This window comes from Desmonostoc muscorum LEGE 12446 (assembly GCF_015207005.2).
Taxonomy (GTDB): Bacteria; Cyanobacteriota; Cyanobacteriia; order Cyanobacteriales; family Nostocaceae; genus Nostoc; species Nostoc muscorum.
Genome location: NZ_JADEXS020000001.1, coordinates 150,476 through 165,770, shown reverse-complemented (window position 1 = coordinate 165,770; position 15,295 = coordinate 150,476). Strand labels below are relative to the sequence as shown.

The 15,295-nt window shown below is 37.3% G+C and carries 18 protein-coding genes; 15 read left to right on the top strand and 3 right to left on the bottom strand.

Features of this window, described 5'->3' with window-relative positions; genetic code table 11:
* Positions 1–38 precede the first annotated feature (38 nt).
* From IQ276_RS00640 to IQ276_RS00630, 3 genes are all read right to left on the bottom strand, one after another.
* The gene (locus tag IQ276_RS00640; protein WP_190884802.1) at positions 39–440 is read right to left on the bottom strand and encodes a VOC family protein; all 402 of its coding nucleotides are present in this window, start codon (positions 438–440) and stop codon (positions 39–41) included.
* Positions 441–1,528: 1,088 nt separating this feature from the next.
* Positions 1,529–1,897, bottom strand: a complete 369-nt coding sequence (locus IQ276_RS00635; RefSeq protein ID WP_193920912.1) for a hypothetical protein — start codon at positions 1,895–1,897, stop codon at positions 1,529–1,531.
* A gap of 140 nt (positions 1,898–2,037) precedes the next feature.
* Positions 2,038–3,756 carry an ankyrin repeat domain-containing protein gene (locus IQ276_RS00630; RefSeq protein WP_193920910.1) on the bottom strand — a complete coding sequence of 573 codons (1,719 nt, stop codon included), beginning with the start codon at positions 3,754–3,756 and terminating at the stop codon, positions 2,038–2,040.
* Positions 3,757–4,230: 474 nt separating this feature from the next.
* On the opposite strand from IQ276_RS00630, the gene IQ276_RS00625 reads away from it, so the two are divergent.
* The 15 genes from IQ276_RS00625 (at position 4,231) to IQ276_RS00560 (ending at position 15,201) form a co-directional block, all read left to right on the top strand.
* Positions 4,231–4,821 (top strand): YybH family protein, encoded by a 591-nt coding sequence (locus tag IQ276_RS00625; RefSeq protein WP_228043341.1) that lies wholly within the window; start codon positions 4,231–4,233, stop codon positions 4,819–4,821.
* Positions 4,822–4,829: 8 nt separating this feature from the next.
* Positions 4,830–6,134 carry a glycosyltransferase family 2 protein gene (locus IQ276_RS00620; protein WP_193920906.1) on the top strand — a complete coding sequence of 435 codons (1,305 nt, stop codon included), beginning with the start codon at positions 4,830–4,832 and terminating at the stop codon, positions 6,132–6,134.
* 8 nt (positions 6,135–6,142) lie between these two features.
* On the top strand, positions 6,143–6,430 hold the full coding sequence (locus IQ276_RS00615) for an element excision factor XisH family protein (RefSeq protein WP_228043340.1): 288 nt from the start codon (positions 6,143–6,145) through the stop codon (positions 6,428–6,430).
* Between the two features lie 69 nt (positions 6,431–6,499).
* The gene (locus IQ276_RS00610; protein WP_193926121.1) at positions 6,500–7,498 is read left to right on the top strand and encodes an IS630 family transposase; all 999 of its coding nucleotides are present in this window, start codon (positions 6,500–6,502) and stop codon (positions 7,496–7,498) included.
* Between the two features lie 18 nt (positions 7,499–7,516).
* Positions 7,517–7,642, top strand: coding sequence for a PDDEXK family nuclease (locus IQ276_RS39965; protein WP_309245578.1), 126 nt, complete (start codon positions 7,517–7,519; stop codon positions 7,640–7,642).
* Positions 7,630–7,965, top strand: a complete 336-nt coding sequence (locus IQ276_RS00605; RefSeq protein ID WP_190878301.1) for a XisI protein — start codon at positions 7,630–7,632, stop codon at positions 7,963–7,965. Before IQ276_RS39965 ends, IQ276_RS00605 begins: the two co-directional genes overlap by 13 nt.
* A gap of 88 nt (positions 7,966–8,053) precedes the next feature.
* Positions 8,054–8,836 (top strand): hypothetical protein, encoded by a 783-nt coding sequence (locus tag IQ276_RS00600; RefSeq protein WP_228043153.1) that lies wholly within the window; start codon positions 8,054–8,056, stop codon positions 8,834–8,836.
* 239 nt (positions 8,837–9,075) lie between these two features.
* Positions 9,076–9,336 (top strand): hypothetical protein, encoded by a 261-nt coding sequence (locus IQ276_RS00595; RefSeq protein WP_193918261.1) that lies wholly within the window; start codon positions 9,076–9,078, stop codon positions 9,334–9,336.
* Between the two features lie 9 nt (positions 9,337–9,345).
* Entirely contained in the window at positions 9,346–9,726 is a 381-nt protein-coding gene (locus tag IQ276_RS00590) for a PIN domain-containing protein (protein ID WP_190878307.1), read from the top strand.
* A gap of 111 nt (positions 9,727–9,837) precedes the next feature.
* Positions 9,838–11,544: an N-acyl-D-amino-acid deacylase family protein gene (locus IQ276_RS00585; protein ID WP_193918259.1), complete on the top strand. Its 1,707-nt coding sequence runs from the start codon at positions 9,838–9,840 to the stop codon at positions 11,542–11,544.
* A 72-nt stretch (positions 11,545–11,616) separates the two neighbouring features.
* A complete protein-coding gene (locus IQ276_RS00580; RefSeq protein WP_069070356.1) occupies positions 11,617–12,699 on the top strand; it encodes a type IV toxin-antitoxin system AbiEi family antitoxin in 1,083 nt (360 codons plus the stop codon).
* Positions 12,692–13,474, top strand: a complete 783-nt coding sequence (locus tag IQ276_RS00575; protein ID WP_193918257.1) for a nucleotidyl transferase AbiEii/AbiGii toxin family protein — start codon at positions 12,692–12,694, stop codon at positions 13,472–13,474. Before IQ276_RS00580 ends, IQ276_RS00575 begins: the two co-directional genes overlap by 8 nt.
* A gap of 131 nt (positions 13,475–13,605) precedes the next feature.
* Complete coding sequence (locus IQ276_RS41355; protein ID WP_507236637.1) at positions 13,606–13,770, top strand: DUF8639 family protein; 165 nt, start codon at positions 13,606–13,608, stop codon at positions 13,768–13,770.
* A 35-nt stretch (positions 13,771–13,805) separates the two neighbouring features.
* The gene (locus IQ276_RS00565; protein WP_193918255.1) at positions 13,806–14,210 is read left to right on the top strand and encodes an Mpo1-like protein; all 405 of its coding nucleotides are present in this window, start codon (positions 13,806–13,808) and stop codon (positions 14,208–14,210) included.
* On the top strand, positions 14,197–15,201 hold the full coding sequence (locus IQ276_RS00560) for a Rieske 2Fe-2S domain-containing protein (RefSeq protein WP_193918253.1): 1,005 nt from the start codon (positions 14,197–14,199) through the stop codon (positions 15,199–15,201). The genes IQ276_RS00565 and IQ276_RS00560 overlap by 14 nt, the downstream gene beginning before the upstream one ends.
* The last annotated feature ends 94 nt before the right edge of the window (positions 15,202–15,295 follow it).

Below are 15,295 nucleotides of genomic sequence, written 5' to 3'. Positions count from 1 at the left end.
CAAATCCTGCCCTGTAAATTCAGTGTGAAGACATGACATTAGTTATGTCTTTTTTCGTGATTAGTCTCAAAACGTTGAATTTCTATCAAATAACCACTGGGATCACGTAAAAAACAATGATAAATATTATACTTATTATTCATTGTAGGTGGCTTTTCAAATTTGACACCACGTTCTTGGAGATATTCAAACCACTCATCTACCTGTTGTGTTACCAAGGTAAAAATAACACTTGATTGGTTTTCAGGTGAAGAAATTGATGTTTCGCTTGCTTGGCACAATCCCAAGTATCCAGAGCCAGTAATAGTATAAATTCGACAGGTTCCTTGATCAAGCCACAACTCCAAGCCTAGCTTTTGTTCGTAGAATTCTGTGGATGCCTTGAGATCGTGAGTATAAAAGAAGGTAATCTGTTGATCGATTTGCGGTTGATGAGACATAAAACATATTTGAGTATATACCCTAACGACATCTGGCGATCGCATAGGTAAAAATTTATTTATGTTAGAAACCTGTTACTACTCCAGAACGCCTTAAGCGTATCTGGAGTTTCTTTTTGATAAAGCGATCAAAATTTTCTAAGAGGTTGTTTGAAAAGTCTAATTTATTACTTGCCTCGGCGATTGGAAATCGCGGCTACACAGGCGAAACCTGCCTCCGCAGGTTAAAAACCCTTGATTTTGTATTAGCCCACGGAGGTGGACTTTGTTTGTGTAGTAGCAAATTCTATTCGCCCAATACTTTTCAAACATCCTCTAAATCATCCGGATATGGCAAAACAAGGTTGAATAGGAATGCATACTGAATTATTTATATCTAACACGGAGCATCACTTGTTGATGTACTCCTCTGCCAAACAACTCTCGCAAAATAGCCCCAGTTCAACTGGGGCTATTTTGCGTTGAAAGTGTGTAAACCAGAAGCACAATAGCGAGTCAACGGATATAATTTACTACATTTGAGTGTATACCCTGATGACATGGGATTCTATCCCGAGAAAAAATTGGTATAGGTAAATGCGTATCTTTCCTGACTCCAGATTTGTCACAAACATTTCTGGAGTTTTTTCATTAAATTATGAATCCCCACACTATATCTGTAGGATAAAATAATATCTACATTTATTCAAACGAAGTAAAATTCCAAAAATCATATCTGAACAAACTGCTCTCTTTTTATTTCCACTTAACCACCCACAACCTAAAAATTTAAATTTTGCTGAGAAATCTGTAAGAACGTTCTAAACAAAATATCAGCTTTCTAGATATCAATCCTTTGTTAGAGGATGTTTTAAAAGTGGTTGGCTGTGATTTTAATAGAATGATTACCCCCCTTAATTCCCCCGATGTATTGGGGAGAAACCGGAAAATAATCTACTTCCCTCCCCTTTATAAGGGGAGAGTTAGGGTGGGGTAAAAAATATTTGATACATCAGTTATGACTTTTAAAACATCCTCTTAAGAGTAGTTTGACATTAGATAACAGCTAGTTATCAAAAATATTCCTCAACAATTTTAACTGTTTTTTGTCACTTCAACTTCTTGGGCATTAATAGTAAACTAATCTCTGGGCTAAGTTCATTTTTCAGTTTGAGTTTTAGGTCTTCTGTAATCGGTAAATCTTTAATTTCTCTGAGGAGAAATATCACAGATTCGGTTTTGCTACGTTCTTTATAAATAGCCTTGAGAATGGCTTCTATTCCATATCCGGCTACAGCATCTCCTGCAACATTTATTAAGCCAAGCAAGGCTATACCTCCGACAATGCCAAACGGACCTCCCAAGGCTGTGAGAGTAGCAATAACTGCGGCAGAACTACCTCCTGATGTGACCGCTAGAATCACAACAATGACACCAGGAAAACCCAGACCAGCAAATTTTCTAACGATTTCGTCCATTTTAATTAACCTCAAATCCTTATATTTTAGTTAAACATTACTAATGATACATTTATTAATGAAAGCCGCTATAATTATGTGCCAGAGAGCTTTATATCACCAAATTAAATGAACTCCAGTAGTCAGAGATAAATTTATATTTAAACAGTAGCACGACTCCAAGTTAAGTTGATTAAATCTAAGACGTAATCATCCAAGTTATCTATATAATCTTCTGATTTTTCATTATCCATTACACACAATTTACCGCCAGTAATATAAATTTTCTCTGGTTCTTTGTAGTAAGCTTTGTGTCTACTGATCCATCCTGGTTTATCCCCAGTGGTTTCTAATTGTTCGATTTTAAAGGTGTGGATATGTAATCTATAAACTGGAGTTTCATTATAGATTCTTGCATCAGCATATCCTAAACTGCCAATGATATATATGTATTTTCCAACTAATGTAGCTGAATGAAAATCAGTTGGTGGAAAAATATGTTTGGGATAACCAAAAATCTGAAAATTACCATCACCTTGATAAACTACAACATCGTTATATATACAAAAATCAGGGTCATAGTAGTCTTCGTGTTCACCAGCAATTTCTACAATTCTGCCATCTGGTAATTGTGTAATGGTTCTGCCAAATCGATCGTAGCACCATACTTTATCTTGCCAATTCTCTCTATCGTTAAAAATATTTTTGGCTGTATAAGCAGAACAACCCTCACAAATCATCGCCTGCCAAAAGGGGATTTTCATCAATTCTGGATTGGCTTTACCAAAGCGCGGATGTTTGCCAGCAAAATATTGTTTTGGCGATAATTGTGATAATGAGAATTTGCTGTTGGCAATGCCGGTGAGCGATCGCCGCATACCATCATTAATATCGCTCACATCTTCACCAGCTGCAACTAACATTCTGACAATTTCTAGATTAGTCGCTATCTTAATGGCTTTGTCATCGCAATTATTGATTCTGCTGGGGTTTGCGCCAGCGGCTAGTAAAATTCTGACGCAATCAGTGGCACCACGCTCGGCTGCGATGATTAACGCAGTGTTACTAAAGTCATCAGTGGCTTCAATATCAAATCCCTCTGCAATGAGCCACTGTAGGACTTCGAGTCTATTGTTTTCTATGGCATACATTAACGGCGTTTTGCCGCAGTTTCCCACATCGTTGTGATTTGCTCCCACAGCTAGGAGTAATTTGGCTTTAGCTAGTTCACCCACCTGAAGACTCAACAGCCAAGGGGTTCTATGCCAACAATCACGCACATCTTGATCTGCGCCTTGTTCTAACAATAACTCGACTTGCTCTAAGCTCCCAAAAACTATAGCGTGCATTAATTCCGTCCATCCCAGCTGCTCTGGGTTAGCACCTGCGTTCAATAGTAATTTGACAGCATCAAATCTTCCTAGATGAGCCGCTACTTTAATTGCAGTCTCACCATAGCTACTCATGCCATTGACAGCAGCACCTCTAGAGATAAGTAAATTTAAAATTGATATTAAGTTTTGATCCTGTAAGATATCTCGACCATGCATAGCATTGATTAAGACATCATATCCGTCTGGGCTTTGATAGTGAATATCCGCTCCAGCATCCAGAATCAATTGGATTTTATCTAGATTTCCTGACTGCACAGCCAACCCAAGTACGGTATTTTGAGATTCTTCTTCAACAGCATTCACATTCGCGCCATGTTCCAAGAGGAAGCGAATCATATCAATACCTGCATTTACACTACTAACCGCACACATTAATGGTGTTTGCTGGGAAGACTCGTCTAGACGATTAATATCAACACCATTGGCCATTTTACGTGCGACTCCTGCAATATCTCCTTGCTGTGCATAAATATGAATTTGCATCATTTGTTTGAGTTAACGAACATATAAAATTAATTATCGGCGTTGCTGAATCAAAATAGGAATTATGCGTCAGCAGTAATCTGCTTTGATTTTTGAAATTATTTGCATGGTGCGCGTTGGCGTTGGCGAAGCCTCTCCTAGAGAAGCCTCTCGTAGAGAAGCCTCTCGCAAGCGCGATAGGTGGGGAGTAGGGAGTAGGAAGTAGGGAATCAGCCTTTTCGAGATGTACGGAATTTTTCACGCAATCAAATCTTAGTCCTAATACTAGACTCCTGTGCAGGTGCTACATCTTCTTCTGGTAATGGTGCTGACAAAGTGAATCAGCAAGTTTTTTGTATTTCTTTATGTCGTACAAAAAGAAGTGCGGAATGTGGGTAGTAACATTAAAAAAATTATCGGTAAGCGTCACTCAATCTACAGGTTTTTTAGATGATAAAACAGAGATGGACAAGTATATACAAATGCACTCAGCTACTTTTGAGTGTTTTGTTAGTGTTGGGAATTTGGAATCTACCCCAATACGCTCTGGCAGATGTTAACCCACAGGAGATAAATGCAATTATTCGCACACGGGATATTGCCCTGGAAGCCCTAAATAGTCGTGATTTTGCTAAAATACAGCCTTACTTGCACCCAAATTTCACAATCACAACAGTTGATAATCAGATTTTTCACAAAGTTCCTGAGTTTGAGAAGTACTGGAATCAGCAGTTTTCCGGTTCCATTAAAGATATCAAAATGCAACTAAAGGGAGATAGTTTCAGAACATTTCTGACTCCAGAGATAGATGTTGCCTCTGGAGAAGCGATCGCATCTTTCTTTTTCAAAGATGGCAAAGCGGCTGATATGGCGTTGCGATGGACAGCTGTGCTGCAAAAACTCCAAGATAAATGGACGATTCAATCGCTGCATTTCTCCTCCAATCTGCTGAATAACCCAGTGTTGAATGCTGCTCAACAATTGGGGCGGATTCTAGCAGTTGCAGCCGGGGTAGGCGGTTTCGTTCTGGGCGCGGTGACAATGCTACTATTACGTCGCAGGACTAAGCCACGAACCGAAAGGATATAGCAAATAAAGTGGGAAGAAGTACTTATCAGCCCAGTAAAAATATTAGCTTTCATCGCCGTCTCAAAGCAACCATAGTAGTTTTATTGGTTTGGGGTAGCGTGAGTTTGCTGCACTGGCTACCAGAAACACAATGGTTTTTGCTGGGATTAACGGCAATCCTGACTGTGCAAACGTTACGGATGCTGTTAGCAAAACCAGTTGCGGCGCTGATGGAGAGTGAGATTTATTTACCGCCAGTCTCGATTTTAGTTCCGGCTAAAAATGAGAGTCTAGTCTTGTCTAATCTAGTTTACAGCTTATGCCAATTGAATTATCCCAGGGATTTCCTAGATATCTGGGTTGTTGATGACGGCAGTACCGATGAAACCCCCCAGGTTTTGAGAGAATTACAAACTCAATTTCCAGCTTTACAAGTTCATCGACGGGAATCAAAAGGTGGTAAATCAGGGGCATTGAATGCGGTTTTTCCCTTTACCCAAGGGGAGATTATCCTAGTTTGTGATGCTGATGCTCAGTTACCTGCCCATTTTCTCCGGCAAACAGTACCTCTGTTTCAGAAGCAAGCGATCGGTGCAGTGCAAGTGCGAAAAGCGATTTCTAATGCTAATAACAATTTCTTAACCCGTTGTCAGCAGATGGAAATGAACTGTGATAGCTTTCTGCAAACCCATCGCATTGCTATTAGTGGAATGTCTGAACTGCGGGGTAATGGGATGTTAGTTAGGCGGGAATTGTTAGAAAAGTGTCAAGGTTGGAATGAGAACACCGTCACCGATGATTTGGATCTTTGTTTCAAACTGTATTTAGCAGGTGCGGAAATTGAGTTTGTTACAGTTCCATCAATTCAGGAAGAAGGTGTAACTACTTGGGAAAAACTTTGGTATCAACGCTGTCGTTGGGCTGAAGGTGGCTATCAGCGTTACCTGGATTATTTTCCGCAAATTCTTAATTTAGGTTGGGCGAAAGAAATTGATTTACTATTGTTTTTTCTATTGCAATTTATTCTGCCAATTGGACTAATCCCCGATTTACTTTGGACAATATTTTATAGCCATCATCCAGTTTTATTTCCACTGCAAACACTACTCAGCATCATTCTGACAATTGCTTTTATTGCTGGACTTTACCAATTTCAAAATTTACGAGGATGGTCTTTGCTTTGGGCAACAATTCAAGGGTCATTATACATGGTGCATTGGATTCCTGTGATGATTGTGACGACTTTAAAGATGTGTGTGCAAAAAGAGCGATCGCGCTGGGTGAAAACTGAGCATCGTGGTCAAAATCCTGACAGTGATTATAGAAATAAATAAAATCTAATATGCCTGCAAAAGATATCTATCACGATGCTGTTAAAAATTCTTTAATTCAAGAAGGTTGGATAATTACAGATGACCCTCTACATTTAAAATGGGGTCAAAAAGATATGTATGTAGATTTAGGAGCAAAACAACTTTTGGCGGCAGAACAAGGAACTAAAAAAATAGCCGTAGAAATTAAAAGTTTTGTCAGTCCTTCAGAAATGGCAGACCTCAAAAATGCCATCGGCGGATTTATTCTGTATCGTGCTGTTATCAGTCGCCTAGAACCTGATAGAATAAGTAATTAAACAAAATTAATTACACAAATGAATATATAATATACTCTCAGAATATTTTGGATAATAATTAGAGTTAAAATGATTTTTTTGAGAGAAATCAATCCTCTTTCTTTGAAACTACTGGAGCGAATATATCGCCAAAGCAGATATCATCAGGTGCGCCAAAGAGCACATTTCTTAATTTTAGCTAATCAAGGAGTAGAGTTACAAGAATTAATGAAAATATTTAATGTTAGTTATAAGACTATCTATAACTGGATAAATCGTTGGGAATCATCAGGGATGGTTGGACTTTATAATAAACTAGGAAGAGGTAGAAAACGAATATTTAAACCAGAACAAGAAGCAAAAATTAGAGAGTGGGCGAAACTTGAACCAAGACAATTAAAAAAGACGCTACAAAAAATTAAATCAGAATGGGATATTGAAGTTAGCACTGAAACTATTAAAAGAATATTAAGAAATTTTTATATGACTTGGCATCGAATGCGACGAGATGTTGGAGGAGAGCCAGATCCTATAGAATACAAGGAAAAATCTGCACAGTTAACAGAGTTTAAACGATTAGAAGACGAAGGTAAAATTAACTTATATTACTTAGACGAAACCGGATTTTGTTTAATTCCTTCTGTTCCTTATGGATGGCAAGATATCGGAGAGTACTTAACTATTACTAGTCGCCGTAGTGCGCGCCTAAATGTTTTAGGAATCATGAATCGAAATAATCACCTTGAAGCTTATGTCTCTTTTCAAAGTATCAATTCAGATGTGATTATTGCTTGCATTGATACTTTCTTTCCCCAAGTAGATAAACCGACGGTAATTGTTGTTGATCAATCCTCTATTCATACCAGTGATATGATTATTGATAAAGTTGAAGAATGGCAAGAACGTGGCATTACCATCTTTCAATTACCTTCCTATTCACCAGAGCTAAATTTGATTGAAATTTTGTGGCGGTTTATTAAGTATCAATGGCTCGAAATAGATGCTTACAAAAATTGGCAAACCTTTGTCGCATCTGTCGAAAATATTCTCCGAGAATTTGGTAAAAACTATGTAATTAATTTTGTTTAGCTACTTATTATACTAGCAGTGCGTGACAACGTATTCACAGCTTTATTTGAAGAACCTATTGGTACACTTTTAATAGAAAGTGAAAATCTCAATTTACTTGTTTTCAATCCTGAAACTGAGAGGATTATCCAATGGATACCTTAGATAACTATCGACGCATCATCAAAGAGGTATTAGTACCTTATACACAAATTCCTTATTCCTACGCAGTCATTGAGTGTAAAACAGTCTTTGATAGCGAAAATGACAGCTATTTGCTGATAACTCTTGGTTGGGACGGAGCTAAAAGAATTCACGGTTGCTTAGTTCATATTGACATTATCGATGGCAAAATCTGGGTACAACGGGATGATACAGAAGATGGTGTTACCTATGAATTAGAAGCTGCTGGAATTCCTAAAGATAAAATTGTCTTAGGATTTCACCCGCAAAATGTCAGGCAATATACGGGATATGCTGTTACATAAGTTTAGCAAAGAAAATCGAAATAATTAGCGATGCCTACGGCGGTAAACTACGCACTGAGTGAAAACTGAGCATCGGGGTGGATAAATTATGGTTAAAGAATCAGATAATCTTATCAAAAAACAGAAGAAATACTTTATGTTAATTGGAGTAAGTGTTTATGAAGGTCAAGCAATTGAATATAAGCTGAAAAAGCTTAGTAAATTTATTCATCATAATATTGACGATGCATTGCCTGAAATTACCAAAGAAGATTTTTTGGCGAGAGAGAAGATTTTAGAAAAAAGAACACTAGGGTTTATTTTCAACCATTTAAAGGAAAAGAAATTTTTATTAAATGATGATGCAGAATTTTTTATTAATAAATTTGTAAATGATAGAAATACTGTTATTCATCACCTTGTAAAATTACCAGGCTTTAATCTGAATACAGAAGAAGGTATAGATCGAGGAATACAGTTTTTAGAGGAATATAGAAAAACAATACAAGATATAAATGATATTTTTGATCCAATTTTAATTTCTGCACATATATTATTATACGAAAATGTCGATAATATAGATGACATGAACCAGTATCAGAATAGTTTAAATAATTTGTATTTACTCTTGAATGAATCCTTAACAAGAGCGGGTGGTTCTCTTGAAATAGAGGTTCACAATAATCTTGATGAACGTTTTGATTACGAGACAAAAAATAATTTTAATAAAAATGATTTTTCTACATTTAACCCGCAAACAGAAAAAAGTAAATTATGGCAAAATACTAAAATAGTTCGCGCATTGATTTGTATTGGGGCAGATATCGCAAATCAATATGGATGGATTTCTTTATCTATTTGTGAACAACGCCTAAAAACAGACTACCCATAAATAAAACCTGATGATTATGGGTTTAAGAATATTTTGGAAATAATCAAAATATCTAATTTGTTTAAATTTAAAAAGTCCAAAAACAAAAAACAGAGTAAATCTAAACTTTATTTTCGGGTTCATCAAGAAAATCATGAAATGTGCTGAAGTTGCGATCACTATTTCAAAACAACCCCAGCAAATCCTTTTTCCGCTCAAGCTACAATCAATTTAGAATCACAACTAGACACAAGAGCGAGATGAGTATTAACCTGAATTTACCATCAGAACTAGAAAACGAACTTCACACCGAAGCTTCTGAACTCAATTTACCGTTATCCGAGTATATTTTACGTATTTTATTTACAAGAAAATCTGTAAATAATTTACCCAAAACTGGAGCAGAACTTGTTACCTACTGGCAAAACGAAGGTGTAATCAATTCACGCCCCGATATCACTGATAGTCAAGCCTATGCTCGTGAGTTGCGCCATCAGGCTGAAACACGGGAGCTATTGTAGGTAAATTTAATGTACTTATTGGATACAGACATTCTGATTGATGTTCAGCGCGGTCACACTCCTGCAATTGCTTGGTTTGCCAGCCTTCCAGAAGTACCGAGCATTCCTGGCTTTGTTGTTATGGAACTCATCCAAAATGCTCAAAATACTCAACGAGTCCGCAATACTCTCAAGCTCGTTGCTCCCCTACCCGTGATTTGGCCTAGTGAAACTGATTGTGTGCTTGCTCTATCAAATTTCACCAGCTATCACCTATCAGATAATTTAGGCTTACTTGATGCTTTGATTGCCGCTTGCGCGGTTGGCAGAGGAGCTACGCTGTGTACTTTCAATATCAAACATTATAGGGTTATACCTGACCTTATTACAGCACAACCTTACACACGCTGAAGTAGTAATTTAAAGATATGAGGCTAACATAAACAAACTTTTTATTGATAAAGTGCTAGAGAATTTCAAAGCCATACCCTAAAACTTGCAAGGAAGCCAAGGGAATAAATCATGTTAGATTTGCTGATTCAAAACGGGTTAGTTTTCGATGGCTTAGGCTCTCCACCTGTTCGCGGAGATATCGGCATTGAAAATGGACGTATTGTCACCCTCGCACCTTCCTTAACTACCCCAGCGCGTGAAGTGGTTGATGCTTCTGGGTTATGGGTGACACCGGGATTTATAGATATTCATACCCACTACGATTTAGAGTTAGAAATTGCACCAGGATTGAGCGAATCAGTTCGTCATGGTGTTACCAGTGTGGTTATTGGTAACTGTAGCTTGTCTGTTGCGATCGCCCAACCCCAAATCCTGGCTGATATTTTTCAGAGGGTAGAGACACTTTCCCATCGGCTGATTGCAAAATGGCTACAAAAGTCGGTTTCCTGGCAGACACCAGCAGAATATTTACAGCATTTGCAACAGTTACCCCTTGGCCCCAATGTTGCCCCAATGTTTGGACACAGTGCTTTACGCGCTCATGTGATGGGATTAGAACGCAGCTTAACGGTTCAGCCGACAAAATTTGAACTAAAACTTATGCAGCGCATAGCCAGAGATGCTTTAGACGCTGGCTTTATTGGCATTTCTATTGATATGTTTCCTTGGCATCGGATGAGTGGAGAATGGCAAGGTTGCACAATTCCCTCTCAACACGCGAAATTTAAAGAATATGCGATGTTAGCGGATTTGTGTCGGCGGTGCGATCGCGTTTTTCAAGTCACACCCAATTTACAAAGACTCGCTTCCTTTGTGGATATTCTGCGTATGGGTTCAGGGATTGGACAAAAACCACTGCGGCTAACTGTCCTCTCTGCTTTAGATGCCGTACACGATCGCAAACTATGGCGAATATTTTCCCCCCTACTTTTTATTTGGAATCGGCTTCTAAATGGGAATGTGCGCTTTCAAACCCTTACCGAACCCTTCACCATTTACTCTGATGGATCTGTGACTCCCTTATTTGAAGAATTTTCCACAGGCGCACAACTCAATGGCTGTCAGTCACCAGAGGAAAGGCAACAACTATGGGCATCGGAAATTTTTCGTCGTCAGTTTCGCCAAGAATGGCTCAGTAAACGGCGTAAATCATTCCATCGCCAATTAGATTTGATGGAAGTTATTTATTGTCCCGAAGCAAGTTGGCAAGGGTTAAGTTTTGCCCAAATTGCTCGTCAAAAGCAACAAGAACCAGTGGATTTATTTATCCACGCATTACAAAAATACGATACAGATTTACGCTGGGTGGCGACAGGAGCAAACGATCGCCTAAAACCCCGTTTAGCGATGATGCAGCATCCTCATATTTTGCCTGGTTTTACCGATGCTGGCGCTCACGTGCGTAACCTGGGCTACTATGATGGAGCTTTGTCTTTGCTCAAACAAGCAGTTGCAACGAAGTTCCTTTCACCTGAAGCTGCGATTTGCCGCGTTACCGGAGAACCTGCTGGTTGGTTTCGTCTTGATACGGGAGTTCTGAAAGTTGGTGCGAAAGCGGATATAGTTTTACTCGATCCCAATGCTTTAAATCAGCCAATTAGCCCCCAGGTGCAGATATCAGATCCGGTTTTAGATGGTGAACTTCGGATGGTTAAGCGTGGTTCGGATGAGATTGTGCAAGGGGTTTATATTAATGGGGTTCGGGTTGTTTGTCGGGGTGAAGTGAGCGATCGCTTGGGGCGTGAAAAGTTGGGAACGGTTTTGTGTCCCGGTTGAACTGGATTAATTATTAAAATAATAATCGAGAGTTATAATTAACTTTATATGTCGTTAGGTGGTGAATAATTCATGCACCCAAGTAACCCACTGTTTCAGAAATGTCTTGCTTATCTTGAATCGCTACCCAATATTAAGGCAGTCATCAAAGAAGAACCTTATTGTTCTAATGAAGCTCTAGCAGATGGGCAATTAATTATTAACACATCTCATACAACTGTCAATTATATATGTGAAATTAAAACTGGACTTACCAATGATTTAATTGAGCAAGTTGCAGAATATTTGGCAAATTTAGGTAAAAAACTAAATCATGGACAAAGACCTTTGCTCATTACACGTAGGTTATCTAGTTTAGTTGTCGATCAACTTTTAGAAAGAAATATTGAGTTTATTGATGTTGATGGCAACATTTATTTGAATAGTCCAGAAATTTATATAGTAGTTCGCAATCAAGTTTTAAAAGACAGCACAAATAAATCTTTAGAAATTACGGCTGCCGCTTTGCAAGTCATATATGTTTTGCTGAAGCAGCCAAGATGTATTTCTGTGAAAGAATATTTAGATGAAAAAATCGCTTACATTGCTGGTGTTACTCCAAAAACAATAAAAAACACACTGACAAAACTTCAAGAGCTAGATTATATTAGACGTAAGAATAGAGGGTATGAAATCATTAATTATCTTAAACTTCTTGAGCGATGGGAGTTAGGATACTCTGAAATATTACGTGCAAAATTACTACTTGGAACATTTACTCCTATAGGGAAACGAAATTTCTCCGAGGTTGAAGCTGAGATTAAAGAATATGCAGATGTATATGGATATTTAATAGGTGGTGAACTTGCTGCCTCAATAATAACCCAATATCTTCGCCCTATTAGTGCGACGCTACATCTCAATAAAAATATCAACGATCGTCAGATAGCAGTCAAGCTAAAGCTAAAGCCTGATTCTGAGGGAAAGATTGTGTTGCTTCAAAGTTTTGGTCACGACAACTGCCAACAAAATGAATTTAGAAACTTGGCAAAGAATATTGTTCACCCATTACTAATTCATGCAGAATTAGTTCGGACTGGCAACAGTCGATTAAAAGAAACTGCTCAAATTATTTACAATAAATATATTGAAGAAATAAATCAAAATAATGATTGAATCTAACGAAAAACAAGTATTATCTGATTTAGTAAACATTTTTAGTGCATTAAATATGCCAATGATTGTAGTTGGTGCCGGTGCTAGGTTACTAATATTCGATCAGAAATTTGGAGAAGGGAGAGGAACAAAAGACTGGGATATTGCAATATCGATAGATAGCTGGAAAGATTATCAACAAATTTGTGAAGCTCTAATAAATGGTGATTCTCCTTGTTTTAAGAATACAAGAAATCCTCACAAATTTATACATATTAAGACTAGTATCGAAGTGGACATTGTACCTTTCGGAGAAATTGGTGAACCCGATCAAAAAATTGTTTGGTCTGAAACAGGCAATTCAATGAACGTTTTAGGGTTTACTGAAGCGATGTTATCTGCCAAACATATTACTATTGATGATTTTGAAATACAAGTAATCGACATACCAGCTTTTATAGTTCTCAAAATTTTTGCTTGGGGAGATCGCGGAGAGCGCACAAACAAAGATTTAGAGGATATTGATTTTATTTTATCAAAATATGAAGATGACGATCGAGTTTTTAATGAACTAGCAGAGGAACTTGCTGATAAAGTAATTGAGTTCCTTGATGCAAATATCTATTTACTAGGACAAGATATTTATAAAATTCTTCAGTCAAAAACACTGCATGAGTTAAATTTACTATTGAACAAACTACTAGATAAGTTTGATGATGAGCCAGAATCTTTAGGCTATAAGTTGGAAATACTCAAAAAAGGCATTAGCTCTTTTTCCTCGGATAACGTGATTTAACAATGCATTTCATCTCTCTTCTCATGAATGACATAAATTCTAATCCTCAACAAAGTTTCAGAAATGGGATTAATAATCAAATTATAGATCATCCTTATAACATTTTAAAAGAGAAAAATTCCTCTATCCTTATGAATGTAAAACTCCAGACCGACAAAGATAAGCTACAGGCAAGCAGTAGTCTAAACATAAATAAAGAAACAGAAAATGAAAAAGTTCTATGTTCTCATTGTCAGCGCACTGCTACAAACGGTATTAAATGTAAAGGTATTTGTGTGGCTGATAATGACTACTGATGTATAAAATATATCGCTTTTTCACAAACTCTCTTATGAGTAATATCAATTCTAATCCTCAACAAAGCTTGAGAAATCGGATTAATAGTCAAATTATAGATCATCCTTTTACAGATTATTGGGATATTTTTATTCTTAAACATCAACATCCAATAAATATTACTCTACACATTCTGGGAATATTCTTTTTTTACGGTTTACTCTTTTATACTTGGAAATCGCAAAATTTTTGGTTACTCTTGGGCTTACCGTTAACTCAATTATTGGGATTAACCGGACATTTTTTATTTGAACGTAGCCATATTGATTTACAAGATGCTGTATTTTCTTGGCGGGCTTCTTACTGTTTGGGTAAAATGTTATTGAGGATTTTGATGGGTAAATATCAAGATGATATTCGCCAACGACAAGAAATATTAAACAATTATGCAAATATTTAACAACTGGAATGTAATTGCTAAGGGTTGGTATATTGCCTGTCCTAGTCGTGAAATCCCTAAAAAAACAGCAAAATCTGTAGACGTGTGCGGTCATAAAATTGCCATTTTTAGAGGTGAAGATGGGCAAGTGCGGGCTTTGGATGCTTACTGCCCTCATTTGGGGACAGATTTAGGAATTGGGAAGGTTGATGGTAATTGGATTCGTTGTACATTTCATCATTGGGCATTTGATGAAACAGGGCTTTGTCAAAATATTCCCTGTCAATCAGAAATTCCTAGTCAAGCTAAATTACAAGCTTATGCAACAGAGGAAAAGTATGGATTTATCTGGATTTATCCAGATGCTAAAGCACCAGAGGGAGTAGCTGATTTTGATGAATTAAAAGGTAAAGAAATTGTTGCACAAGCTGATATTGCATTTGCAAGAAGTTGCCATCACCATATTTGTATGATGAATGGGATTGATGCTCAACATTTAAAAACAATTCATCGTTTAGACATCAAAATGGATCTGTCGCTACAGCAAAGCGAATTAGGCACACAAATAGACTTTACAATGCGGGGACAATTCCCTCAAACTACTTGGAGAGAAAAGTTAGGTCAAAAATTTCTTGGTTCTACATATCAGTATTCAATGCGTTATGCTCATGGCTGCATTGGTTTGTTAACAATGATGAAAGATGTCAGGCTTTTTCCGCCACTGTATATGATATATGCTTATACTCCAATTGCACCTGGAAGAACGATAATTCAACCGATTTATGTAACTGAAAAACGTCAAGGTATTCTAGGGTATCTGCTGAGTCAGTTTTTGCTATTCTGTACGCGCTTGGCTTACTATATGCTCAGAGATGAAGATGGCAAGATTTACGACAATATTCGCTTTAATCCGAAATTGCTCCTTAGTATTGATCGGCCATTAGCTGAATATATGGAGTATGTAAACCAGCTAAAACCGTCTAGATGGTCAAAAAATAGGGGTGTAGAATAGTAAATTGGATTAGCAACAGTGTAACCCAACAAAAGCTTTAGTAATATTGCGTTTTGTTTCTCAATCTAAATACATCTTAATTATTTTGTAGAGT